This window comes from Pseudomonas sp. GOM7 (assembly GCF_026723825.1).
Classification (GTDB): Bacteria; Pseudomonadota; Gammaproteobacteria; order Pseudomonadales; family Pseudomonadaceae; genus Aquipseudomonas.
This window is the reverse complement of the sequence record NZ_CP113519.1, coordinates 4408607-4431814: the sequence shown is the minus strand read 5'-3', so window position 1 is coordinate 4431814 and position 23208 is coordinate 4408607. Positions and strand designations below refer to the sequence as shown.

Annotated in this window: 24 protein-coding genes and 1 pseudogene; 13 read left to right on the top strand and 12 right to left on the bottom strand. The window is 66.0% G+C overall.

Going from position 1 to position 23208, the window contains the following annotated elements; all coding sequences use genetic code 11:
• Positions 1-21: 21 nt before the first annotated feature.
• Positions 22-1464 (top strand): TldD/PmbA family protein, encoded by a 1443-nt coding sequence (locus OU800_RS19655; RefSeq protein WP_268179027.1) that lies wholly within the window; start codon positions 22-24, stop codon positions 1462-1464.
• On the top strand, positions 1464-2783 hold the full coding sequence (locus OU800_RS19650) for a TldD/PmbA family protein (protein ID WP_268179026.1): 1320 nt from the start codon (positions 1464-1466) through the stop codon (positions 2781-2783). The genes OU800_RS19655 and OU800_RS19650 overlap by 1 nt, the downstream gene beginning before the upstream one ends.
• Before the next feature lie 2 nt (positions 2784-2785).
• Here the strand turns inward: OU800_RS19650 and OU800_RS19645 are convergent, their stop codons facing one another.
• Positions 2786-3082, bottom strand: coding sequence for a type II toxin-antitoxin system RelE/ParE family toxin (locus OU800_RS19645; protein WP_268179025.1), 297 nt, complete (start codon positions 3080-3082; stop codon positions 2786-2788).
• A complete protein-coding gene (locus OU800_RS19640) occupies positions 3070-3327 on the bottom strand; it encodes a type II toxin-antitoxin system Phd/YefM family antitoxin (RefSeq protein ID WP_268179024.1) in 258 nt (85 codons plus the stop codon). Before OU800_RS19640 ends, OU800_RS19645 begins: the two co-directional genes overlap by 13 nt.
• Before the next feature lie 163 nt (positions 3328-3490).
• Between OU800_RS19640 and OU800_RS19635 the strand changes: the two genes are divergently transcribed.
• The 6 genes from OU800_RS19635 to OU800_RS19610 are packed head-to-tail and all read left to right on the top strand — an operon-like array spanning position 3491 to position 9038.
• Entirely contained in the window at positions 3491-4510 is a 1020-nt protein-coding gene (locus OU800_RS19635) for a substrate-binding domain-containing protein (RefSeq protein ID WP_268179023.1), read from the top strand.
• Complete coding sequence (locus OU800_RS19630) at positions 4494-5498, top strand: ABC transporter substrate-binding protein (protein WP_268179022.1); 1005 nt, start codon at positions 4494-4496, stop codon at positions 5496-5498. The genes OU800_RS19635 and OU800_RS19630 overlap by 17 nt, the downstream gene beginning before the upstream one ends.
• Position 5499: 1 nt before the next feature.
• Entirely contained in the window at positions 5500-6366 is an 867-nt protein-coding gene (locus tag OU800_RS19625) for an ABC transporter permease (RefSeq protein WP_268179021.1), read from the top strand.
• Entirely contained in the window at positions 6363-7157 is a 795-nt protein-coding gene (locus OU800_RS19620; protein WP_268179020.1) for an ABC transporter permease, read from the top strand. The genes OU800_RS19625 and OU800_RS19620 overlap by 4 nt, the downstream gene beginning before the upstream one ends.
• A complete protein-coding gene (locus OU800_RS19615; protein WP_268179019.1) occupies positions 7154-8185 on the top strand; it encodes an ABC transporter ATP-binding protein in 1032 nt (343 codons plus the stop codon). The genes OU800_RS19620 and OU800_RS19615 overlap by 4 nt, the downstream gene beginning before the upstream one ends.
• Positions 8178-9038, top strand: coding sequence for a phosphodiesterase (locus OU800_RS19610; protein ID WP_268179018.1), 861 nt, complete (start codon positions 8178-8180; stop codon positions 9036-9038). The genes OU800_RS19615 and OU800_RS19610 overlap by 8 nt, the downstream gene beginning before the upstream one ends.
• Positions 9039-9048: 10 nt before the next feature.
• Here OU800_RS19610 and OU800_RS19605 read toward each other — a convergent pair whose 3' ends face one another.
• The 5 genes and pseudogenes from OU800_RS19605 to OU800_RS19585 all read right to left on the bottom strand — a co-directional run bounded on the left by OU800_RS19605 (position 9049) and on the right by OU800_RS19585 (position 12591).
• Positions 9049-9411: a VOC family protein gene (locus OU800_RS19605; RefSeq protein ID WP_268179017.1), complete on the bottom strand. Its 363-nt coding sequence runs from the start codon at positions 9409-9411 to the stop codon at positions 9049-9051.
• A gap of 68 nt (positions 9412-9479) precedes the next feature.
• The gene (locus OU800_RS19600) at positions 9480-9917 is read right to left on the bottom strand and encodes a PAS domain-containing protein (RefSeq protein WP_268179016.1); all 438 of its coding nucleotides are present in this window, start codon (positions 9915-9917) and stop codon (positions 9480-9482) included.
• A gap of 4 nt (positions 9918-9921) precedes the next feature.
• Positions 9922-10923, bottom strand: coding sequence for a response regulator (locus OU800_RS19595; RefSeq protein WP_268179015.1), 1002 nt, complete (start codon positions 10921-10923; stop codon positions 9922-9924).
• 224 nt (positions 10924-11147) lie between these two features.
• Positions 11148-11237: pseudogene (locus tag OU800_RS19590) on the bottom strand (hypothetical protein); the annotation flags it as partial.
• Between the two features lie 121 nt (positions 11238-11358).
• The gene (locus tag OU800_RS19585; protein WP_268179014.1) at positions 11359-12591 is read right to left on the bottom strand and encodes a TIGR03862 family flavoprotein; all 1233 of its coding nucleotides are present in this window, start codon (positions 12589-12591) and stop codon (positions 11359-11361) included.
• Positions 12592-12704: 113 nt separating this feature from the next.
• On the opposite strand from OU800_RS19585, the gene OU800_RS19580 reads away from it, so the two are divergent.
• Complete coding sequence (locus OU800_RS19580) at positions 12705-13835, top strand: aminotransferase class V-fold PLP-dependent enzyme (protein ID WP_268179013.1); 1131 nt, start codon at positions 12705-12707, stop codon at positions 13833-13835.
• A gap of 3 nt (positions 13836-13838) precedes the next feature.
• Here the strand turns inward: OU800_RS19580 and OU800_RS19575 are convergent, their stop codons facing one another.
• Positions 13839-14759 (bottom strand): histone deacetylase family protein, encoded by a 921-nt coding sequence (locus OU800_RS19575; protein WP_268179012.1) that lies wholly within the window; start codon positions 14757-14759, stop codon positions 13839-13841.
• Between the two features lie 1017 nt (positions 14760-15776).
• Positions 15777-16394, bottom strand: a complete 618-nt coding sequence (gene trhA, locus OU800_RS19570; protein ID WP_268179011.1) for a PAQR family membrane homeostasis protein TrhA — start codon at positions 16392-16394, stop codon at positions 15777-15779.
• A gap of 65 nt (positions 16395-16459) precedes the next feature.
• Between trhA and OU800_RS19565 the strand changes: the two genes are divergently transcribed.
• The 4 genes from OU800_RS19565 (at position 16460) to OU800_RS19550 (ending at position 20344) form a co-directional block, all read left to right on the top strand.
• Entirely contained in the window at positions 16460-17038 is a 579-nt protein-coding gene (locus tag OU800_RS19565; protein WP_268179010.1) for a GNAT family N-acetyltransferase, read from the top strand.
• A gap of 87 nt (positions 17039-17125) precedes the next feature.
• Positions 17126-17995, top strand: a complete 870-nt coding sequence (gene tesB / locus OU800_RS19560) for an acyl-CoA thioesterase II (protein WP_268179009.1) — start codon at positions 17126-17128, stop codon at positions 17993-17995.
• Positions 17992-18582 carry an HAD family hydrolase gene (locus OU800_RS19555; RefSeq protein WP_268179008.1) on the top strand — a complete coding sequence of 197 codons (591 nt, stop codon included), beginning with the start codon at positions 17992-17994 and terminating at the stop codon, positions 18580-18582. The genes tesB and OU800_RS19555 overlap by 4 nt, the downstream gene beginning before the upstream one ends.
• A gap of 430 nt (positions 18583-19012) precedes the next feature.
• A complete protein-coding gene (locus tag OU800_RS19550; protein ID WP_268179007.1) occupies positions 19013-20344 on the top strand; it encodes an MFS transporter in 1332 nt (443 codons plus the stop codon).
• Between the two features lie 10 nt (positions 20345-20354).
• Here OU800_RS19550 and ypfJ read toward each other — a convergent pair whose 3' ends face one another.
• The 3 genes from ypfJ to OU800_RS19535 form a co-directional block, all read right to left on the bottom strand.
• The gene (gene ypfJ / locus OU800_RS19545; RefSeq protein ID WP_268179006.1) at positions 20355-21215 is read right to left on the bottom strand and encodes a KPN_02809 family neutral zinc metallopeptidase; all 861 of its coding nucleotides are present in this window, start codon (positions 21213-21215) and stop codon (positions 20355-20357) included.
• Positions 21216-21234: 19 nt separating this feature from the next.
• Entirely contained in the window at positions 21235-21669 is a 435-nt protein-coding gene (locus tag OU800_RS19540; protein WP_268179005.1) for a DUF411 domain-containing protein, read from the bottom strand.
• A 138-nt stretch (positions 21670-21807) separates the two neighbouring features.
• The gene (locus OU800_RS19535) at positions 21808-23160 is read right to left on the bottom strand and encodes a hypothetical protein (RefSeq protein ID WP_268179004.1); all 1353 of its coding nucleotides are present in this window, start codon (positions 23158-23160) and stop codon (positions 21808-21810) included.
• Positions 23161-23208 lie beyond the last annotated feature (48 nt).

Below are 23208 nucleotides of genomic sequence, written 5' to 3'. Positions count from 1 at the left end.
CCGCCATTCGATGGGTGCCCAATGTTCGCCTTCAGCGAAACCCTGCAACGCCGCTTCGCCGCGCTGCATGCCACTGCCGACTTCTGGTCGTTGCGCCATGTACAGGAGCGTAGGCAATCCTACTGGGTGCGCCGACACGTGGCGCAGGCGCCGTCCTTCGTCGATGACGGCGGTGCCATGCTCACGGCCCGCGTCGGCGGCATCGAAGCCTATGCGGCCACCAGCGATCTTAGCCAGGCCGGCCTGCAGGCTGCGCTGGAACGGGCCGAGCAGATGGCGCGGGCGCTGGCCAGGCATAACCTGCTGAATCTCGGTGACCTGCCGCAGCCTGCCGAGCAGGCCGATGATGTGCTGCCGGGCTACGAGCAGCCGCAGGCCAGCGCTGCGCACTGGTTCGAGCTGCTGATGGCCGAGTCGGCGCTGATTCCCCGCGACGCGCGCCTGGTGGACAGCCATGTCGGGCTGACTCTCACCAGCCACGAGCAGATCTACCTCAACAGTGCCGGTGCCTGCCTGCGGCGTGCCCAGCGCTATGTGTTTCCGCAGCTTGGGGTGACCGCCAGCGACGAGCACGACAGCCAGAGCCGCAGCTTCGGCGGCACGCATCTGGCGCGCCAGGGCGGGGCCGAGGTGCTGCAGCAGCTCGGCGTGAGCGGCAGCGCCGCGCGTATCGCCGACGAGGCGCTGCAACTGCTGCTGGCGCCCAATACCCCGAGCGGTGCGCGTGATCTGCTGCTGTTGCCCGATCAGATGATCCTGCAGATCCATGAATCCATCGGCCACCCGCTGGAGCTCGATCGCATCCTCGGCGACGAGCGCAATTTCGCCGGCACCAGCTTTATCCGCCAGGAGGATTTCGGCAGCTATCAGTACGGCTCGCCGTTGCTCGACGTGACCTTCGATCCGGCGCTGCCGGGCGAGCTGGCCAGCTACCGCCATGACGACGACGGCACCCCGGCCGAGCGCCAGTACTTGATCAAGGACGGCATTCTCCAGCGCCCGCTGGGCGGCGCGCTGTCGCAGTGGCGCAGCGGCCTGCCGGGCGTGGCCAACAGCCGTGCCTGCAACTGGAACCGGCCACCCATCGACCGCATGGCCAATCTCAATCTGGAACCGGGCGACCAGACCCTGGCCGAGCTGATCGGCGGCATCGAGCACGGCATCCTGATGAGCAACAACCGCTCCTGGTCGATCGACGATGCGCGCAACAAATTCCAGTTCGGCTGCGAATGGGGCCAGTTGATCGAGAATGGCGAGCTCAAGGGCGTGGTGAAGAACCCCAACTATCGCGGCATCAGCGCACGCTTCTGGCGCAGCCTTCGTGCGGTGGGCGATGCCAGCACCTTCGAGATACTGGGCACACCGTACTGCGGCAAGGGCGAACCCAATCAGGTGATTCGCGTCGGGCATGCCTCGCCGGCCTGCGTGTTCGCCGCTGTCGACGTATTCGGAGGGGCGGCCTGATGGATGCACGTGAGCATTTCAACGCGTTGCTGGCGCATCTGCAGGGGCAGATCGGCGGCGACGAAGGCTTCACCCTGGCCTACGCGGCGGAGGATTCCACCTTCATCCGCTTCAACCAGGGGCGGGTACGTCAGGCCGGGCAGGTGCAGCAGGCGTACGTCACCCTGTCGCTGTATCAGGGCCAGCGCCATGGCGAACACAAGCTGGCCCTGAGCGGGCTGCTCGACGAGGATGCGGCTGCTCTGCTGCAGGCCTTGCAGCAGTTGCGCACGCTGCTGCCGAGCCTGGCCGAAGACCCCTACCTGCGGCTCGATCGCGAGGCCTGGCGCAGCGAGTCGACGGCTGCTGCACCGGCGCTGGATGGCGCGGCCATGGCGGCACAGGTGGTTCAGGCAGCGAGTGGCCTGGATCTGGTCGGCTTTCTCGCCGTCGGCCCGCAACATGAAGGCTTCGCCAGCTCCTGGGGCGCCTTCGGCTGGTATGCCGCCAGCAGTTTCAGCCTCGAGTTCAGCCTGTTCCATGACAACGGCCAGGCGGTGAAGAGCGCCTATGCCGGCGAGCGCTGGGACGCCCAGGCATTTGCCCGCAAGCTCGATGCCGCGCGGCAGCAACTGACATTTCTCGGTCGTCCGGCCAGGGCGCTGGCGCCAGGGGCCTATCGCGCCTATCTGGCGCCGGCGGCCCTGGAGGAACTGATCAGCCTGTGCTGCTGGGGCTTTGGTGCCCAGGCTCTGGCCTCCGGCGGCAGCCCCTGGCAGCGCCTGTTCACTGGCAAGGCCGAACTCAGCGCGCAGGTGAGCCTGGAGGAGCGCATCGAAGGCGGCCTGGCCCCGGCCTTCACCGCCGAAGGGCCGCGTCAGCCGTTGCGGCTGATCGAGCGCGGCCGCCCTGGCGAGCGTATGGTCAGCTCGCGCAGCGCCGCCGAATACGGCTTGAGCGCCAATGGCGCATGCCGGGGCGAATACCCCTTGTCACTGCAGATGCAGGGCGGCGACCTGGCCGAGACCGAGGTGCTGCAGCGGCTCGGCAGCGGCCTGTATATCGGCAACCTGTGGTACGGCAACTTCTCCGACCTGCCCGCCGGGCGGCTGACCGGCATGACCCGTTTCGCCACCTTCTGGGTCGAGGACGGGCAGATCCAGGCGCCGGTGGAGAGCATGCGTTTCGACGATTCGCTGTTCGATATGCTCGGTGCCCACCTCGAGGCGCTGACCCGCGAGCCGGAGCTGCTGTTGCCCAGCGGCACCTACGGCGCCCGGCAGACCGGCTCCATGGCGCTGCCGGGGGCGCTGCTGTCGCGCTTTACCCTGACCCTGTGACGTCACTCGAGCATGTGGGCGCGTAGCGCCCGCTCTTCTCGCATGATGTGGATGATGAACACCTTGCCCTCTGCCGGGCGGTAGAAGACCCGACAGGGCGGGACGACGATTTCGCGATACACGGAGTTCGGCAGTTCTCCGGGAGCGCGGCCTGACAGGGGGGACTCCGCCAGGCGCGCGACGGCTTCGACGACCTTCCTGACCAACGCGCGAGCAGCGTCGGGTTTGTCGAGGGCGATGTAGTGCGCCAGCTCGTCGAGTTGTTCGAGGGCGGGACTCGTCCAGACTATTTCAGCCATTTGCCCAGCCGTTCCCTGGCCTGTTCATGGCTGAGGGTATTGCCCTCCAGTACGGCCCGTTCACCGCAGGCCAGGCCATCCAGAAGGGCGAGGCGCCTCTGCATGAACTGGTAATCATCGACATCCACCAGATAGGCCGAGGGCACTCCATGCTCGGTGATCAGCACGGGCTCTTTGGACTCGTGAAGGTCAGCGAGGATCTTGGTGGCTTGTCGCTTCAGGTTGGTGACCAGTTCGACTTTCATGCGGAGGGCTCGATGCTTAGGTGAGAGTGTCACTTTAGTGATACTTGTCGCGTTGGGCAATTGCGGGGGCCGTCTGCCACCGAACTGTCACACCCGTGTCGCGTTACCGCCATGTCCGCCCGTTAATTTGCTCGCCAATGAGATCGATCTCAGGTGAGCGAACATGACGGATCTGAAGAAAGTGGCAGGGCTGGCGGGGGTTTCCCGGGCGACGGCAGCGCGGGCCTTCGCCTCACCCGGGCTGTTGCGTCGCGACACCCTCGAGCGGGTGCTGGCGGCGGCGCGTGAGCTGGGTTTCCGGCCCAATCGCCTGGGGCGGCAGATGCGCCTGCAAACCACCAACCTGATCGGCGTGGTGGTGCCCAATCTGCTCAACCCGGTATTCGCCGAGCAGTTCCAGGCCATGGAGCAGGCGGCGCGTGCGCGCGGCTACAACCTGCTGCTGGCCACCACCGACTATATGGCCGATCGCGAAAGCGAGGTGGTCGAGGACCTGCTGCGCCAGCGCGTCGATGGCCTGGTGCTGACCGTCACGGATGCCCGGAGCAGTGATGTGTTGCAGGCGCTGGCGCGGGAGGCCACGCCCTTCGTGCTGGCCTACCATCAGCCGGAGAACCCCCGTTACAGCGCCGTCTCGGTGGATAACCGCGCGGGCATGGCCCTGGCCACCCGGCATCTGCTGGCCGCCGGGCATCGGCGCATCGGCATGGTGGCCGGCTCGGCCTTGCAGTCCGACCGCGCCCGCCTGCGTTACGCCGGTTATCAGGAGGCCATGCACGCTGCCGGGCTGGCGGCCTTGCCGCTGATCGAGATGCCGGCCCATACCCAGGCCGACTTCGCCGCCATCGAGCCCTGGCTGCGCGGCCCGCAGGCGCCCAGCGCGCTGCTGTGCTCCAACGACCTGCTGGCCATCAGCCTGATCAATGCCTTGCGCCGCAATGGCTGGAGCGTGCCGCAGCAGCTCTCGGTCATGGGCTTCGACGGCATCGCCCTGGGCTCGCAGGTGCACCCGACGCTGTGCAGCGTGGTGCAGCCCATCGCCGAGCTGGCGCACACCGTCATCGACCAGTTGCTGGCGCAGATCACCGGTGCCCCACCCGTTACCTACTGCCTGCCTTGCCGTATCCAGCCAGGCGAGAGCATCCGCCCCTACGAGGACACGACCCATGACGCGCTTGCATAAAACCCTCGCGACACTGCTGCTCTGCGCTGCTTCCAGCTTCGGCCAGGCCGCCGAGACGGCGATCTGCTACAACTGCCCGCCGGAGTGGGCGGACTGGGGCACGCAGCTCGAGGCGATCGCCCAGGACACCGGCATCCGGGTGCCGCTGGACAACAAGAACTCCGGCCAGGCCCTGGCGCAACTGGTGGCCGAACGCGCCGCGCCCATGGCCGACGTGGTCTATTACGGCGTCACCTTCGGCCTGCAGGCGCAGCAAGCCGGGGTGGTCGGCAGCTACAAGCCCAAGGGCTGGGACGAGATCCCGGCAGGGCTGAAGGACCCCGAGGGGCACTGGTTCGCCATCCATTCCGGCACCCTGGGCCTGATGGTCAATGTCGATGCCCTGGGCGGCCGGCCGGTGCCGCAAAGCTGGGCCGACCTGCTCAAGCCTGAGTACCAGGGCATGGTCGGCTACCTCGACCCGTCCAGCGCCTTCGTCGGCTATGTCTCGGCGGTGGCGATCAACCGCGCCATGGGCGGCGATCTGGACGACTTCGGCCCGGCCATCGACTACTTCAGGAAGCTGGCCGCCAATTCGCCGATCGTGCCCAAGCAGACCGCCTATGCGCGGGTGCTGTCCGGTGAGCTGCCGATCCTGGTGGACTACGACTTCAATGCCTACCGCGCGCGGTACAAGGATCAGGCCAACGTCGCCTTCGTGATCCCCACGGAGGGCAGCATCAGCGTGCCCTACGTGATGAGCCTGGTGAAGAACGCGCCGCACCGGGGCAACGCCGAGAAGGTGCTGGACTTCGTGCTCTCCGACCAGGGCCAGGCGCTGTGGGCCAATGCCTACCTGCGCCCGGTACGGCCGGTGCCGATGCCGGCCGAGGTGAGTGCGCGCTTCTTGCCGGCCAGCGACTACGCCCGTGCCGACGTGGTGGATTACCAGAAGATGGCTGCCGTGCAGGAAGCCTTCGCCGCGCGTTATCTGAAAGAGATCCGCTGAGATGAGCAGCACGTTGCGCGCCGCCGCCGCTCCGATCGCCCGCCACCCGGCGTGGCGTTGGCGACCCGGCGCCGCCATCGCCTTGCTGCCGGCTGTCGCGGTGTTGCTGGCCTTCTGGCTGCTGCCGCTGGCCCATCTGGTTTTGCTCGGTGGCGAGCGCCGGGGCGAGGCGGGTAGCGGCTACTGGCAGGTACTGAGCAGTGCCCAGTACCTGAGCGGGCTGGCGCAGACCTGCCTGCTGGCGGTCTTGGTGACCCTGGCCGCGCTGCTGGTGGGCAGCATCAGTGGGGTGTTCCTCGCCCGCCAGCGTTTCCTCGGGCGCTCGGCACTGGTTGCCCTGCTGACCTTTCCGCTGGCCTTTCCCGGCGTGGTGGTGGGTTTTCTGGTGATCCTCCTGGCCGGGCGCCAGGGCCTGTTCGCCAGCCTGGGGCTGAGCCTGACCGGCGAGCGCTGGGTCTTCGCCTACTCGCTGGCCGGGCTGTTTCTCGGCTACCTGTATTTTTCCATTCCCCGAGTGATCCTCACCGTGATGGCGGCCAGCGAAAGCCTGGACGTCAGCCTGGAGGAGGCCGCGCATTCCCTCGGCGCAGGCCATTGGCGGGTGACCTGGGACGTGCTGGTGCCGGGGCTGACGCCCGCGCTGGTGTCCTGTGGCGCCATCTGCTTCGCCACGGCCATGGGGGCGTTCGGCACCGCCTTCACCCTGGGCACGCGGCTGAACGTCACGCCGGTGGCGATCTACAACGTGTTCACCAACTACGCCAACTTCGCCGTGGCCGCCGCGCTGTCGGTGATCCTCGGCGCGCTGACCTGGGCCGTGCTGTTGCTGGTGCGCAAATGGGTCAGGCGATCCGGAGGCCTGCTATGAAGCGCTCGCGCCTGTTCGCCGCGCAACTGGCGTTCACCTGCCTGGTCTGCGCCTTCATGCTGGTGCCGGTGTTGCTGTCGCTGCTCGCCGGGCTGACCCGCAACTATTTCCAGGGGCTGTCCAGCGGCCTGACCCTGGCCTGGCTGCAACAGGTGTGGCAGGCCTACTCGCCGACGGTGTGGCTGTCGCTGCAACTGGCGCTGGCCTGCGCCCTGTGCGTCTGCATGATCGGCGTGCCGGCGGCTTACGCCCTGGTGCGGATGAGCAACCGCTTCAGCCGCGCCTTCGAGGAACTGATGGTGCTGCCGGTGGCCATGCCCGGCCTGGCCAGCGCCCTGGCGCTGCTGCTCACCTACGGCCACCTCGGCGGCTTTCGCGGCAGTTGGCTGTTCATCCTGGTGGGGCATGTGCTGTTCACCTTGCCGTTTCTGGTGCGCCCGGTGATGGCGGTGATGCAGCGCCAGCAGTTGCCTGTGCTGGAGGAGGCCGCCGCCAGCCTCGGCGCCGGGCCGTTGCGGCGCTTCTTCAGCGTGGTGGTGCCCAACTGCCGCGCCGGCATTCTCGCCGGGGTGCTGATGGTGGTCACCCTGTCGCTGGGTGAATTCAACCTGACCTGGATGCTGCATACGCCGCTGACCAAGACCCTGCCGGTGGGCCTGGCCGACAGCTACGCCTCGGCGCGGCTGGAGGTGGCCAGCGCCTACACCCTGCTGTTCCTGTTGATGATCGTGCCGCTGCTGATTGCCTTGCAGGCCATCAGCGCGCGGCTGGCCCGTGGAGACCAACGATGAGCGCAACCTCGATTCGCCTGCACCATTGCCGCAAGGCGTTCGCCGATGGCACCGTCGCCGTGGATGACCTTTCGCTGGACATCCAGGCCGGCGAGACCCTGGCCATTCTCGGCCCGTCCGGCTGTGGCAAGACCACCACGCTGCGCCTGATCGCCGGGCTGGAGCGACCGAATGCGGGCCAGGTGCTGTTCGCCGGGCGCGATGTCACGGCGCTGCCCATCGAGCGCCGTGACGTGGGCATGGTGTTCCAGAACTACGCGCTGTTCCCCAACCTCGACGTGGCCGGCAACATCGCCTATGGCCTCAAGGTACGCAAGGTGGAGCGCGCCGAGCGCGAGCGGCGCTGTGCAGAGCTGCTGGAGCTGGTCGGCCTGCAGGGCCATGGCCGGCGCGCCATCCATGAACTGTCCGGTGGCCAGCGCCAGCGCGTGGCCCTGGCGCGGGCCCTGGCTCCCCGGCCACGGGTGTTGCTGCTCGACGAACCGCTGGCGGCCCTGGACGCGCAACTGCGTGAGCACCTGCGCGCCGAGCTGGGGCAGATCCTGCGTGAGCTGGGGATGACCGCCGTGTTCGTTACCCATGACCAGGACGAGGCCATGGCCCTGGGCGATCGCATTCTGGTCATGCAGCATGGCCGCATTGCCCAGTTGGCCACGCCGCGTGCGCTCTATCAGCAGCCGGCCAACCGCTTCGTGGCCAGCTTCGTCGGCACCCTCAACACCTTCGTCGTGCTGGGGCGCACGGCCAACGGCGTGCAGGTCAGCGGCGGCGAACTGCCCTGGACGGGCAGCGAGCTGCCCAGCACCCTGTACTGTCGCCCCGAGCACCTGCGGGTCACCTGCGAGCCAGGCCACATGCGCGGGCGCTTGCTCGGGCAGTTCTTCCAGGGCGCGCAGAGCCGCTTGCTGGTGGATGTGGGCGGCGCCCAGCCGCTGACGGTGGACAGCGCCGACGAGCGCTTGCTCGCCCCGGGCGAGTTGATCAACCTGGCCATCGAGCCGCAACGGGTGTTCAGCCTCCATGCCTGATGCCATCACCTGCCAGGCAGCTGGCTCGTCCTTTCTCATCGCGCAGATCAGCGACCTGCACCTCAAGGCCCACGGCAAGCTCAGCTATGGCGTGGTCGACACCCTGGCGGCGTTGCGCCGGGCCGTCGAGCAACTGAATGCCAGCCAGCCGCGCCCGGATATCGTGGTGGTCAGCGGCGATCTGGTGGACTTCGGCCAGCCCGAGGAGTACGCCGTGCTGCGCCCCGAGCTGGAGCGCCTGCACATGCCCTATTACCTGGTGCCCGGCAACCACGATGAGCGCGCCCACCTGCTGGCGGCATTCGCCGACCACGACTACCTGCCGTCATCGCCGCAGGCACCGCTGGACTGGGTGGTCGAGACGCATCCGCTGCGCCTGATCGGCCTGGACAGCACGGCGCCGGGGCGCCATGGCGGGCAACTGGAGGACGGCCAGTTGCGCTGGCTGGATGCGCAGCTCGCGGCGCGCCCGCACACGCCCACGGTGCTGATCCTGCATCACCCGCCGTTCGTCAGTGGCATCGGCCATATGGATCGCGAACCATTCCTCAACGCGGCGGCCCTGCAGGCGGTCATCGCCGGGCATGCGCAGGTGGAGCGTCTGCTCTGCGGGCACCTGCATCGTCCGATGCAGCGGCGCTTCGCCGGCAGCCTGTGCTGCGTATGCCCGGGCGTGTCCCATCAGATCGTGCTGGATCTGCGATCCGATGCGCCGGCGCATTTCAATCTGGAGCCGCCCGGTTACCTGCTGCACCACTGGCAGGCCGAGCATGGCCTGGTGACCCACACGGCCGTGCTGGGCCAGTACCCCGGGCCCTATCCGTTCTATGACGGCAATGGCCTGATCGATTGAGGGGGAGGGCTCAGGCGTCTTGAGCGATTCGCCAAAGCACGCCGCTGGGGTCTAACACCATGAACTCGCGCATGCCCCAGGGCTGATCCTGCGGCGCTATCAGGCGCGTACCGAAACGCTGGTCGAGGCGCGCCGCCTGAATGCCTTCCCACCAGGCATCGACTTGCTCCACCAGCAGGTGCATGACGAAGTTCTCTGCCTGTTCCTTCACGTAGAAATTCTGCAGCAGGAAGGCGCAGTGGTTGCCGTGGCTGAAGTGGGTCATTTGCTCGTCCCCCCAGCCACGTTTGAAACCCATCGCCTGGTAGAAGTCCTGACTGAGCCTGAAGTCCCGTGCCGGGACGAAGGTTTTCAGCTCGACGCTGCGCAGCATGTAAATTCCTTTTTCTCTAGAGTCGTGGTCTGGTTGCCGCATCCCCGGATGGCATCCGGGCTACGGCCTCAATTCGTGGATTGCGCCTGTGCCGCCACGGCTACGGCGGTCATGTCGTAGATCACCAGGCACACGTGCTCCACCGGCTGGCCGGCCAGCGGCAGCAGGGTGACGTTCTGGTACATGAAGTCGGCCTGGCCGGTGATCGGCTGGTAGCTCTTGAAGCGCATCAGGTAGGGGCGTTGCTGCCACAGGCTGAAGGCGCGGGTGCCCAGTTGCACCACGCTTTCCACCTTGCGTTCCAGCCAGGGGCGATCGATGTCCGGGAACAGCTCGAACAGCGAGCGCCCCTGCACCTGATCCGGCCCCAGCCCGGAATGGTTTTCCATGAAGGCATTCCACACCTCGACGCGGTACTGGCGGTCGAGCACCACCACGCCGACATCGATACACTGCACGATGTCCAGCAGCCAGTGGACTTCCTTGATATCGATCTGCGCGGGCATCGCCTCACTCCATCAGGTAGCCGATCTTGCCGGTCAGGCGTTTGATCGAATCTTCGGTGAACAACAGCAGCAGGTCGAAATGGATGGCGTGGCCCTCCAGGCTGTAGCTGATCTCCACGGCCAGGGTCTTGCGCCAGCGTTGCTTGTTGACCTGGATGAGCTGGTCGAGGCTGGCATGCTGGCCGAGCAGTTGCGGATGGCCCTGGGAAAAGCGCAGGTCGAGCTGCTCGGCGATGCCGGCCAGGCAGGCACCGATCAGGATGCTGGCCAGATCCAGCAGCATCTCGGAGGTCTGCGTCTCGTCCTTCGGTTGCCAGCCCAGCAGGTGCGCCATGTCGCCCACTTCCGAGTCATGGAACAGCAGCAGCGCTTCGCCGGCGATGGCTTCGCCGATAAAGCCCTGGCAGATGGCGCTGAAGCGCTCGCCACGCTGGGCGTCCATCAGGGTCATGTGCAGTTCGCTGACCTCGAAGATGTTCACCTGCGGCACGGGAAGCTGCACGAACACCCCGAGCACCTTGGCCAGCAGCGCGGCGGCGCGGCCCATGGCCACGTTGGTCACCTCGCGCAGGGCATCGCGGAAGCTGACTTTGAGTTCGGCCAGGGCCTGTATCTGCGCCTGTGCCGTCGGGCTGCCCTGGGGGTTGAACAGGCCCAGCTCGATCAGGGTCTGGCGCAGGATCTCGGGGTCGGCCGGTTTCTTGATGAAGGCCAGCGCACCCAGCTCGCGCACGCGGCGCACGGCTTCGTCCTGCACGTCGCCGGAAACCACGATCACCTTGCAATTGAGCCCCTCGGCACGCAACGCGGCCAGGGTCTGGTAGCCGTCCAGCACCGGCATGGTCAGGTCGAGCAGCATGACCTGGCCCTGGCCCTGGCGGATCAGCGCCAGGGCTTCCTCGCCATTGCTCGCCTGGCTGAGGGTGACCGGCCACTCGGCCGGCAGCGCGCGGATCAGTTGCTTGCGCGCCATATTGGAGTCGTCGCAGACCAGCAGGGGAATCACGGTGGGGGATTACCTGTGTGAAGAAGCGCTGGATTTGAGCATAGCTGCATGCCGTGGCGTGTCACAGCGCTTTTTCAAGCGTAGCCCGGATGAAATCCACGCGTGTCTGCCGACCAGGTTCCTTCGTAGGGTGCGCTGCGCGCACCGGCTTCGCCGCGTTACCCGGTGTGGCCTGTGCGGTGCGCACGGCGCACCCTACCGAGGAGCCCCCGTCGTGTAGATCGCTATTGCAGCCACTTCATTACCCCCTGCGCGGCCACCCGGCCGCTGGCGAAGCAGGCGGTAAGCAGGTAGCCGCCGGTGGGGGCTTCCCAGACTACTGCTGCCAGTTCGTAGGGTGCGCTGCGCGCACCAGCTTCGCCGCGTTACCCGTTGCCGCCTGTGGTTTCGGTGCGCACGGCGCACCCTACCGAGGAGCGCTCGTCGTGTAGATCGCTATCGCAGCCACTTCATTACCCCCTGCGCCGCCACCCGGCCGCTGGCGAAGCAGGCGGTGAGCAGGTAGCCGCCGGTGGGGGCTTCCCAGTCGAGCATTTCCCCTGCGCAGAACACGCCGGGCAGGGTATTTAGCATCAGGCTGTCATCCAGCGCCGCGAAAGGCACGCCGCCAGCGCTGCTGATGGCTTCGTCCAGTGGACGGGGGCGCAGCAGGGTGATCGGCAGCGCCTTGATCCAAGGCGCCAGCGCGGCTGGCTCGGCGAAAGCTTCGGCGGGGGCCAATTCGCGCAGCAATGCGGCTTTCACCCCGTCCAGCCCAGCCTGGCGGTGCAGGTGCTTGGCCATGGAATGCTTGCCGCGCGGTTTGCCCAGCGCCTGCTGCAGTTTGGCCAGCGGCATCTGTGGCAGCAGGTCGAGGTGGATCACGGCCAGGCCGTCGGCCTCGATGGCGCGGCGGATATCGGCGGAGAAGGCGTACACCAGGCTGCCTTCGATGCCGCCTGCGGTCAGCACGAATTCACCGATGCGAGGCAACTGGCCGGGCAGGCTCAAAGCGACGTTCTTCAGCGGCGCCCCGGCGAATTTCTCCCTGAGATATTCACTCCAGTCAGCCACTTCGAAGCCGCAGTTGCTCGGCTTCAGCGCTGCCACCTCGATGCCGCGCGCCTGCAAAAGCGGCACCCAGGCGCCGTCGGAGCCCAGTCGTGCCCAACTGCCGCCGCCCAGGGCCAGCAGGCAGGCATCGGCGGCCAGTGCGCGTTCGCCGTCCGTGCCGGCGATACGCAGGCTGCCGTCCGCGTTCCAGCCCAGCCAGCGGCTGCGGGTATGGATGGTCACGCCCAGCTCGCGCAGACGGCGCAGCCAGGCGCGCAGCAGCGGCGCAGCCTTCATGTCGGTAGGGAACACGCGGCCGGAGGTGCCGACGAAGGTGTCGATGCCCAGGCCATGAATCCAGGCGCGCAGGGCGTCGGCATCGAACTCGCGCAACAGCGCCGCGATCTCGGCCTGGCGCTCGCCGTAACGGCCAACAAAGGCGGCCTTGGGCTCGGAATGGGTGATGTTCATGCCGCCGACACCGGCCAGCAGGAACTTGCGCCCCACCGAGGGCATGGCATCGAACAGCTCCACGCGCACACCGCCCTGGGCCAGCACTTCGGCGGCCATCAGCCCGGCCGGGCCGCCGCCGATGATGGCGACTTGATGAGCACTGGGCTGAGCGGCTGTAGTCATGGTGATGAGCAGGCAGGAGAAAGGCTGCGCATTCTACCCGAGTGCTTCCCGGTCTTGTCATTTGCCCCGGGTTGGGGCAGGTTCAGCTCGAACCTTTTCGGCTGGAGCCCGCTATGTCCCAGATCTGCCCCGACATCGATCCCGATGGCCTGCTCGAATATTCGGTGGTCTACACCGACCGCTCGCTGAACCATATGTCGCAGTCGTTCCAGGGTGTGATGCGCGATATCTCCGCCACCCTGAAGCAGGTCTACAACGCCCATGCCGTGGCGGTGGTGCCGGGCAGCGGCACCTATGGCATGGAGGCGGTGGCGCGCCAGTTGGCCACCGAGCAGAAGTGCCTGGTGATCCGCAACGGCTGGTTCAGCTACCGCTGGACGCAGATCTTCGATATGGGCCGGATTCCTTCCGAGTCCATAGTTCTCAAGGCGCGCCCGGTCGCCGATGGTCCGCAGGCCGCCTTCGCCCCGGCACCGCTGGAGGAAGTGCTGGCCACCATCGCCGCCGAGAAACCGCAGGTGGTGTTCGCCCCACACGTGGAAACCTCCTCGGGCATGATCCTGCCGGACGACTACCTGCGCGCGGTGAGCGATGCGGTGCATGCGGTCGGCGGCCTGTTCGTGCTCGACTGCATCGCCTCCGGCACTCTCTGGGTGGACATGCAGGCCTGTGGCATCGACGTGCTGATCAGCGCGCCGCAGAAGGGCTGGAGCGCCTCGCCCTGCTGCGCCCTGGTGATGCTCAGTGAGGCGGCCCAGGCGCGCGTCGAGGCGACCCAGAGCACCAGCTTCGCCTGCGACCTGAAGAAGTGGCTGCAGATCATGCAGGCCTACGAGCAGGGCGGCCATGCCTACCACGCCACCATGCCCAGCGATGCCCTGGCGCGTTTCCGCGACGCCATGCTGGAGGCCAAGGCCATCGGCTTCGCCAAGGTGCGCCAGCAACAGCAGGAACTGGGTGACCGGGTGCGCGCCCTGCTGGCCGCGCGCGGCTTCAAAAGCGTTGCCGCCAAGGGCTTCGAGGCGCCGGGCGTGGTGGTCTGCTACACCGACGATGGGCAGATCAAGAGCGGCGCCAAGTTCGCCGCCGTCGGCCTGCAGATCGCCGCTGGCGTGCCGCTGCAATGCGACGAACCGGCGGGTTTCCAGACCTTCCGCCTGGGCCTGTTCGGGCTGGACAAGCTGGGCCATATCGAGCGCACGGTGAAGACCCTGGAGCAGGCGTTGGACAAGGTACTGGGCTGATCCTCAGCCCAACCCTCGCGCCGCCCACACCCGGGCGGCGCTGTGATGGAGGATGCCGTGACGGCGGGCGAGGGCGACGTGATCCTTGGAGTAGCCGCCGCCGATCACCCCCAGTACCGGAATGTCGCGGCCCAGGCAGTGCTGCAACACGGCTTCGTCGCGCGCGGCCAGGCCGGCGTCGGTGAGTTGCAGGTAGCCCAGGGCATCGTCCTTGTGCACATCGACACCGGCGTCGTAGAGCACCAGGTCCGGCTGGTAGATCGGCAGCAGGTAATTTAGCGTGTCGTCCACCACCTTGAGGTAATCGGCGTCGCCCATGCCTCGTGGCAGGGGAATGTCCCAGTCGCTCTGCGCCTTGCGCGCCGGGAAGTTCTGTTCGCAGTGCAGCGACACGGTAATGGCATCCGGCTCGTCTTCCAGCAGCCGCGCGGTGCCGTCGCCCTGGTGCACGTCGCAGTCGAAGATCAGCACACGATGTACGCGACCGGCTGCCAACAGGTAACGGGCGATCACCGCCAAATCGTTGAAGATGCAGAAACCGGAGGGGAAGTCGTAATGCGCATGGTGCGTGCCGCCGGCCAGGTGGCAGGCCAGGCCGTGGCGCAGCGCCAGTTCGGCGGTGAGCAGCGAGCCGCCTACGGCGCGCACGGTGCGCCGCGCCAGCGCCTCGCTCCAGGGCAGGCCGAGGCGGCGCTGCTCTTCCTGGGACAGTTCGCCCGACATGTAGCGGGTGATGTAGTCCGGGCAGTGGGCCAGGGCGAGAATCTCCGTTGGGCACAGCTCGGGGCGTTGCAGCTCGGCATCGGTGGTCAGACCGCTGTCCACCAGGTGGTCGCGCAGCAGGCGGAATTTTTCCATGGGGAAGCGATGCCCGGTGGGGAAGGGCGGGCTGTAATCCTCGTGGTAGACCAGCGGTAGGGGCATAGGAACTGTATTCATCGAGTCGACGACGCCCTATGGTCGCAGCCAATCGAGGCAATCACCAGGCCGTCGCTTTTTCGCCGGGCAGCCACTGGCGCTGTCGCGTTGAACGTCCTTCAAGCGATGGAAGAAAAAGGTTTCTTCGCGGAATCTCGGGAAAGCCAGTTTTGATATCGGACTGGCAAGTTTGTTTGTTTTTTGGTGTTCTGGACGCCGCTTCGGTGTGTTCGGAAACTCCTTGTTTCGCCCCCTCGGGCGACTCACTTTTCTTTGAAATGCGCAAAGAAAAGTAAGCAAAAGAAACGCACCCCCGCCATCCGGGTCTCGCTTCGCTCGACTTCCCTCACTCCGGCACTGCTCCGGGGTCGGCTTACAAGGGCCGTCCCTGGCCCTTTAAGCCTCTCGCGGCATCCATGCCGCTCGCCCCCTGCGCAGCGCCTACGTTCGGCCTCCTGAAGGGGGCATCCGCGCGCCTGAACGAACAGGCACGCCATAGGTTGCTCGGCGTGTTCTAGTGGTTATGAAATCGCGATTGGGTCGTGGAGTTAAACCAAAACTTCCATTCGCGTAGTTTCATTCGCTTGAATAGCTTGCCGGCTTGCAGCCGGCATTCAGGTCAGCCCTAAGGCTGACCTCATGTGCGACCACTCCGTGCTAATTCTGGGTTACCTTGCGTTCAGGCGCGTGCAGAGCCCGCCCAGGAGGGCGAACGCAATCGTCGTGGAAGAGGTTGAGCGACATGGATGTCGCGAGAGCCGCGATGGGCCAGGGATGGCCCTTCGCGGCGGGCCTCTGGAGCGGCGATGGAGTGAGCGGACCCTCGCGCAGCGAGGGCCGGATGACCGGGCGGAGGGTTTTGGTTACTTTTGCCCTACAAAAGTGACTCGCCCGGGAGGGCGAAACCAAAAACATCAACAAAAACGCGGCTATTCGGAACAGACATAAGAGCCAACACACAAACTTGCCAGTCCAGTATCAACCAGGCATTCCCCCTGAAAACGCGATAAACCAAGAAAAACCTCACAGCACGTAGAACAGAATCGCCACGAAGTGCAGAAGGCTGCCAGCCATCACGAACAGGTGCCAGATGCCATGCCAATGGCGAAAGCGGCTGTCGTAGGCAAAGAAGATGATACCCACGGTGTAGAGCACGCCACCGGCGGCCAGCCATTTGAAACCGCTCATGCCCAGAGCGGCGATCAAGGGGTTTACCGCCACCAGCACGATCCAGCCCATCACCGCGTAGATGATCAACGACAGCACACGTGCCTCGGAGCGGGGTTTGATTTCCTGCAGCATGCCGATCAGCGCCAGGCCCCATACGATGCCGAACAAGGTCCAGCCCCAGGGGCCACGCAGGGTTACCAGGCAGAACGGGGTGTAACTGCCGGCAATGAGCAGGTAGATCGACAGGTGATCGAGTTTTTGCATCACCCGTTTCGCCGGGCCGCGCATGCTGTGGTAGAGGGTGGAGATGCTGTACAGCAGTATCAGGGTGACGCCGTAAATCGCCACTGCGACGATTTTCCAGGCGTCGCCCGTGGCACTGGCCAGTACCAGCAGCCATATTGCACCGATGGCGGCCAGAACGGCGCCGATCAGGTGGCTCCAGGCGTTGAATCTTTCTCCGTGGTACATGCTACCTGCCGTCGTTATCCTGTTGAATCGACGACCTATGGTCGCAGTCTCATGAGTCAATCGCCATGCCCCTGATCGAAACCTCCACCGAGCGCCTGCTGCTGCGCGCCTGGCGCGATGCCGACCTGCCCGCGCTGGTCGCGCTCAATGCCGATGCCGAGGTGATGCGCCATTTCCCTGCACCCCTGGATGCCGAGCAGAGTGCGCAGATGTTGGCGCGCATACAGGCGCATTTCGATGAGTACGGTTTCGGCTTCTGGGCGCTGGAGCGGCGCGACAATGGCGAGCTGATCGGCGCCACTGGCCTGGCGCACGTCGGTTTCGAGGCGCCCTTCGTGCCGGCCGTGGAAATCGGCTGGCGCCTGGCCCGTGCCCACTGGCACCAGGGCTATGCCAGCGAAGCGGCGCGTGCGGCGCTGGCCGTGGCCTTCGAGCGGCTCGGGCTGGAGCAGGTGGTGAGTTTTACCGTACCGGTCAATCTGCCGTCGCAGGCGGTGATGCGCACCATCGGTATGCGTCGTGACCAGGCCGGCGACTTCCTCCATCCGTTGTTGCCGAGCGGCCATCCCTTGCAAGCGCATGTGCTCTACCGTATCCAGCGCAGCGAGTGGCAGGCAGGCGCTTCGATGGGTATTGCTGGCTAGTGGCAAACCGATGCCGACAGCAGCACGCAAATTCTTTACCATCGCACACCTTGCCAACCTATTCCCCCCTGCACGAGGAGAGACCCCATGACCCAGGTGCTCGATGATCTGGTCGCGCTGCTGAGCCTGGAGCAGATCGAGGAAAACCTGTTCCGTGGCCGTAGCCAGGATCTGGGCTTTCGCCAGTTGTTCGGTGGTCAGGTGCTGGGCCAGTGCATTTCCGCCGCCAGTCAGACGGTGGAAGAAGCGCGCCATGTGCACTCCATGCACGGTTATTTCCTGCGCCCTGGCGATGCCAGCCTGCCGGTGGTGTATCAGGTCGACCGTACCCGTGACGGCGGCAGCTTCAGCACGCGGCGCGTCACTGCAGTACAGAAGGGCAAACCGATCTTCTTCTGCAGCGCCTCGTTCCAGTATGACGAAGAGGGCTTTCACCATCAGAGCGCTATGCCCGACGTGCCCGGCCCCGAGGGGCTGAAATCGGAACTCGAGCTGGCGCGCATGGTGGCGCCGATGATCCCCGAGCGCATGCGGGAGCAGGCGACCAGCGACAAGCCCATCGAGATCCGCCCGGTCACCCTGATCAACCCTTTCGCGCCCAAGCCCTGCGAGCCGGTCAAGCATGTCTGGTTCCGCGCTGCGGGCACGCTGCCGGACGACCCGCAACTGCACAAGTACCTGCTGGGCTACGTCAGCGACTTCAACCTGCTCACCACCTCGATGCAGCCCCATGGCGTGTCGGTGTTCCAGAAGTTCATGCAGGTGGCCAGCCTCGATCATTCGCTGTGGTTCCACCGCAACCTGCGCATGGACGACTGGCTGCTGTACGCCATGGACAGCCCCTGGGCCGGCAATGCTCGTGGTTTTTCACGCGGCAGCATCTACAACCGCCAGGGCGAACTGGTGGCCTCGGTGGCGCAGGAGGGCCTGACCCGCGTGCGCGAGGACTGGAAGTGAGCCTCGGGGCCGTGCGCCACTGGGTGTTCGACATGGACGGCACCCTGACCCTGGCGGTGCACGACTTCCCGGCGATCAAGCGGGTGCTGGGCATCCCTCAGGAAGCCGACATCCTCCATTACCTGGCCGCGCTGCCGGCCGAGGAGGCGGCGGCCAAGCATGCCTGGCTGCTGGAGCACGAACGCGAGCTGGCCGTGACCTCGCGCCCGGCACCCGGCGCCATCGAGCTGGTGCGCAGCCTGTGCGAGCGCGGTTGCCGGCTCGGCATCCTCACCCGCAACGCCCATGAGCTGGCGCTGCTGACCCTGCAGGCCATCGGCCTGGACGACTGCTTCGCCGTTGAGGACATCCTCGGCCGTGACGAAGCACCGCCCAAGCCCCATCCCGGTGGCCTGCTGCACCTGGCCGAGCGCTGGCAGGTGGCGCCGAGCGAGCTGCTGATGGTGGGCGACTACCGTTTCGACCTGGAGTGCGCCCAGGCCGCCGGCGCGCGCAGCGTGCTGGTCAATCTGCCGGACAACCCCTGGCCGCACCTGACCGAACTGCATGCCGTGGATTGCGCGCAGTTGCTGGCCCGTCTGGGCTGAGGCGATCTCTGGGAGCGTAGCCCGGATGCAATCCGGGGGCAGAGTGCCAGGCATTCCCGGATTGCATGCGGGCCATGGTTTGGATCCAGTGGAGCCTGGGCCATGGAAGGAAATACCGTCTGGTCTTTCCTTCAAGGAGCCGCCGTTCGATCAGCGAACACAATATCGTTGCCCTAAAACAGGGCTTTCAGTCAGGATTCGCGCGCCTTTCGAGCGTTTTCAATCGAGTCGGCCTGGCGCCGCTGCGGTGCCGATGAATTGTTCTTTGGATCCAACTCTGCCAGCTTCGCAGCAGTAGTCCCGACAAGAACAATCAAGGGTTTGCGCTGATGACTCACGCCTTCTTCCCGGCGGCAGGCTGTGCCTGGCCGTCTTCCTCTCTCCCTTCGTTGGCTGTGCGCCTGCCGGTAACCGGCGAAGGGGGGGCGCCATGAGCGATCTGCGACAGGTCGTCGATCAAGGCCCGATGCGTGGCTTCCAGTGGGTGGCCATTGCCGTGTGCGTGGTACTCAACATGATCGACGGTTTCGACGTGCTGGTAATGGCCTTCACCGCTTCCTCCGTGACGGCGGAGTGGGAACTGAGCGGGGGCGAACTGGGCATGCTGCTCAGTGCCGGTCTGCTCGGCATGGCGCTCGGCTCGCTGTTCATCGCCCCCTGGGCCGACCGCATTGGCCGGCGTCCGCTGATCCTTTTGTGCCTGGTGTTGTCCGGCACTGGCATGGTGCTGTCGTCGCTGAGCCAGTCGCCCACGCAACTGGCCTGGCTACGCGGGGTGACCGGGCTGGGCATCGGCGGCATCCTGGCCAGCAGCAACGTGATCGCCAGTGAGTACGCCAGCACGCGCTGGCGGGGCCTGGCGGTCAGTCTGCAATCGACCGGCTACGCCCTGGGCGCGACGCTTGGCGGCCTGCTGGCGGTCTGGCTGCTGTCGCACTGGGGCTGGCGCTCGGTATTCCTCACCGGCGGGCTGATCACCTTCGCCGCCATCGCCCTGGTGCTGCCATGGCTGCCAGAGTCGCTGGATTTTCTTCTGAGCAAGCAGCCGCGCCATGCGCTGCAGCGGGTCAATGCCCTGGCCGCACGCCTGCGCCAGCCGGGCCTGGCGGCATTGCCGGCCAGGCCCGCACAGGCCACCGAGAGCAACGGCAATGCCGTACTGCGGCTGTTCACGCCGTCATTGCTGCGCGGCACATTGTTGATCTGGCTGCTGTTCTTCCTGGTGATGTTCGGCTTCTACTTCATCATGAGCTGGACGCCCAAGCTGCTGACTTCGTCCGGGCTGTCGGTGCAGCAGGGCGTCACCGGCGGGGTCTTGCTGAGCATCGGGGGCATCTTCGGCGCCACGCTGCTGGGTTTGCTCTCGGCACGTTTCGCCCTGCCCCGGGTGCTGGCCGCTTTCATGCTGATCACCGCGCTGTTGCTGCTGCTGTTCACCGGTATCGGCTCGTCCTACCTGGCGGCATTGGGCATGGGGCTGCTGATTGGGCTGTTCTCCAACGGCTGCGTCGCGGGCCTGTATGCGCTGTCGCCGCTGCTCTACGGTGCCTCGATCCGTGCCACCGGCGTGGGCTGGGCCATCGGTATCGGCCGTGGCGGGGCGATACTTTCACCCACCGTGGCCGGGCTGATGCTCGATGGTGGCTGGCAGCCGCTGGAGCTGTATGGCTGGTTCGCCCTGGTGTTCGTGGTGGCGGCGCTGTTCTTGCTGCTGCTGTTGCCGGCACGCCGGGCGGCGCGGCTGACACCTTCGCAGGCCTGAGCCGAGCCGCTTACAGGCGCGTCGCCTTGAAGGTGTCGCAGCGCCCTGGCTGGCCCGTGTCGAAGCCGGTGCTGAACCAGCGCACGCGCTGCTGCGAGGTGCCATGGGTGAAGGCGTCCGGCACCACCTGGCCACGGGCCTGTTTTTGCAGGCGATCATCGCCGATGGCGCTGGCAGCGTTCAGCGCCTCTTCCAGGTCGCCGGGCTCCAGCCAGGCGTGGCGACGCTGGGCGTGATGGGCCCAGACCCCGGCCAGGCAGTCGGCCTGCAGCTCCTGGCGCACCAGCAGGCCGCCGTCGCCCTCGATGCGTTCGCCGCGCTGACGTGCAGCGTTGACCTTGGCGGAGACGCCGAGCAGGGTCTGCACATGGTGGCCGACCTCATGGGCGATCACGTAGGCCTGGGCGAAATCGCCGGCGGCCGCGAAGCGCTGCTCCATTTCGCGGAAGAACGCCATGTCGAGGTACACGCGCTGGTCGCCCGGGCAGTAGAAGGGGCCGACTGCCGAGCTGGCGAAACCGCAGGCCGAATCGACACCGTCGGAGAACAGCACCAGTTGCGGGTCGCGGTATTGCTTGCCGGCCTGCTGGAACAGTTCGCGCCAGGTGTCCTCGGTGTCGCCGAGGATGGCGCTGACGAAGTCGCGCTGCTCGTCCTGAGCCGGCGGAGTATTGGCGGGTTGGTTGATCTGCGGCTGGCTGGCCTGACCGGCGATCTGGCCGAGAATCTGCAGCGGATCCTGCCCCGTGAGCAGGCCAAAGGCGACGATCAGCGCCACCGCCCCCAGGCTCAGCCCGCCGCCGATGCGCCTGCCCGAGCGGCCGCGTGCGTCCACGACATTGTCACTGCGTCTACCCCGTTGCCAGCGCATGGTTGTGTTCCCCGTTTGCTCAGTTGGCGGGATGGTCGCTCAACACCACATCCTGGCGCTGGCGATCCAGACCGATGACCTGGTAGGCGTCCACCCGCCCATCGTATTCCATGCCGGGCGAGCCCATGGGCATGCCCGGCACGGCGGCGCCGAGCAGGTCGGGGCGTTGGCGCAGTTTGAGGATGTCGGCGGCCGGAACATGGCCTTCGACGAACTGGCCGTCGATCACCCCGGTATGGCACGAGGCCAGGCGTGGCGGCACGCCGAGGCGCTGCTTGACCGCGCTCATGTCCTTTTCCACATGGTCGTTGACCACGAAACCATTGGCTTGCAGATGATCGATCCAGGCGGTGCAGCAGCCGCAGTTGGCGTCGCGGTGCACGTCGATGGTCAGCGTTTCGCCAGCCTGGGCCAGCGAGCTGAAAAGGCAGAGAGCGAGAAGAGTAGGGCGCATGATGGGGCTCCTGAGGGCGATGGTGTCGAGGATAACCCCATGGCTGAGCAGGCCCAAGCATCCGTAGCTGCGAAGCCAGGCTTCGCAGCTACGGGTAGGGACTGTTGATGTTGCTACGCAACCTCAACAGGTTCTAGGTCACTCCAGCAGCTCCATCAGGCTCGGGTCACGCTGCACCGGCTTGATGTCGTCCATATCCACGCTACCCTTGAGCATCAGCTTCAACTGGCTGGCTTTCTGGCAGGCGTTCTTGCCATCGACGAAGACGCCGCCCTGGTTGCACTTCCAGTCATAGAAGTTGGCCAGGCCACCGGCCAGTTGCAGGCTGTAGTCCGTGCTCTTGGTACCTTCGCTGAAGGGCTGGCCGGCCGGGATGTTCTGGAACCAGCGCATCCACTCCGGCGAGCCGACGGCAGGCGGGTTGGCCTGGAAGGTCGGGTTCATGATTGCCAGTTGCGGGTACTCACCGGTCATGTGGCAGCTCATGCAGGAGCTTACCGGGTTGTCCACCGGGCCGTTGAGGCGACCGTTCCAGCCCAGGTGGGTCGGCGGCAGCTCGCGGGTGTTGGCGTTGATCGCGGTTTGCTTGAGGTTGGGGTTGATGCGGGTCTCGGTCGGCTTCGGGTTGCTGTAATCGTTGCCGTTGTCCTGCGGGTCGTTGCCCCACATGATGCCCACCGGCACCAGATTGTCCCAGCCCGGCTTGCCGGTGATGGCGCCGTTGTACTGGAAGGTACCGAAGATCCAGCCGGTTTCGTCGATGCGCGTATCACGCACGGCAATGTCCATCTGGATCAGAGCCACCTCCTTCACCACGCGATCGCCCGAGTCGAAGGTCTTGGTGATATAGCCCTGCCACAGCACCGGGTTCTGCAGGAAGGGCACCTGGCTGCGGTCGACGTCGGCGAACAGCGGTTTGCACACCACGGTGCCGTTGGCGAAGCTGTTGGGCTTGGAGGTGAAATCCGGGTTGGGGTTGCTGGGATCCTTCCACACCTGGCCGATGGTGTAGGCGCCGATATCGTTGTAGATGCCCACCGCGTAGGTTTGCCCGGAGGTGGTCTGGGTCGGGGCGAGCTGCTTGGGTTGGATCTGGGCTTCCTTGGTCAGCCCGTGGATGCCTTCGCGGCCCAGTGGGCCGTAGTGTTGCCAGGGCATGTGAAACCAGCCGCGTACCTTGTTCTTCTGCACGTTCCAGTCGTTTTCCACGTTGCCTTCCAGGCAATACTCCTTCACTGCGTCCATGTAGGCGCGCCAGGTCTCGAAGTCGTTGTTGCGCTCCTTGGGCAGCAGCTTGAAGAAGGCCGGCAGGGCCGAGGCCGGTGGCGCTGAGGTGGGGTAGGTCTGGCTGAGCTGGAACAGCGGGCCATCGTATTCCTGTTCCGATGGCTTGAAGCCGAAGTCGGGATAGACCCCGGCCTGGGCGGCAGTGGCGAGCAGCGGCGTGGTGATTGCCAACGCGCGGATCAGGGTTCCTTTTACGTTACGCATGATCATCTCCTTGATGGAACGCGCCTGCCGGGTCGTCCGTTGGCGGGG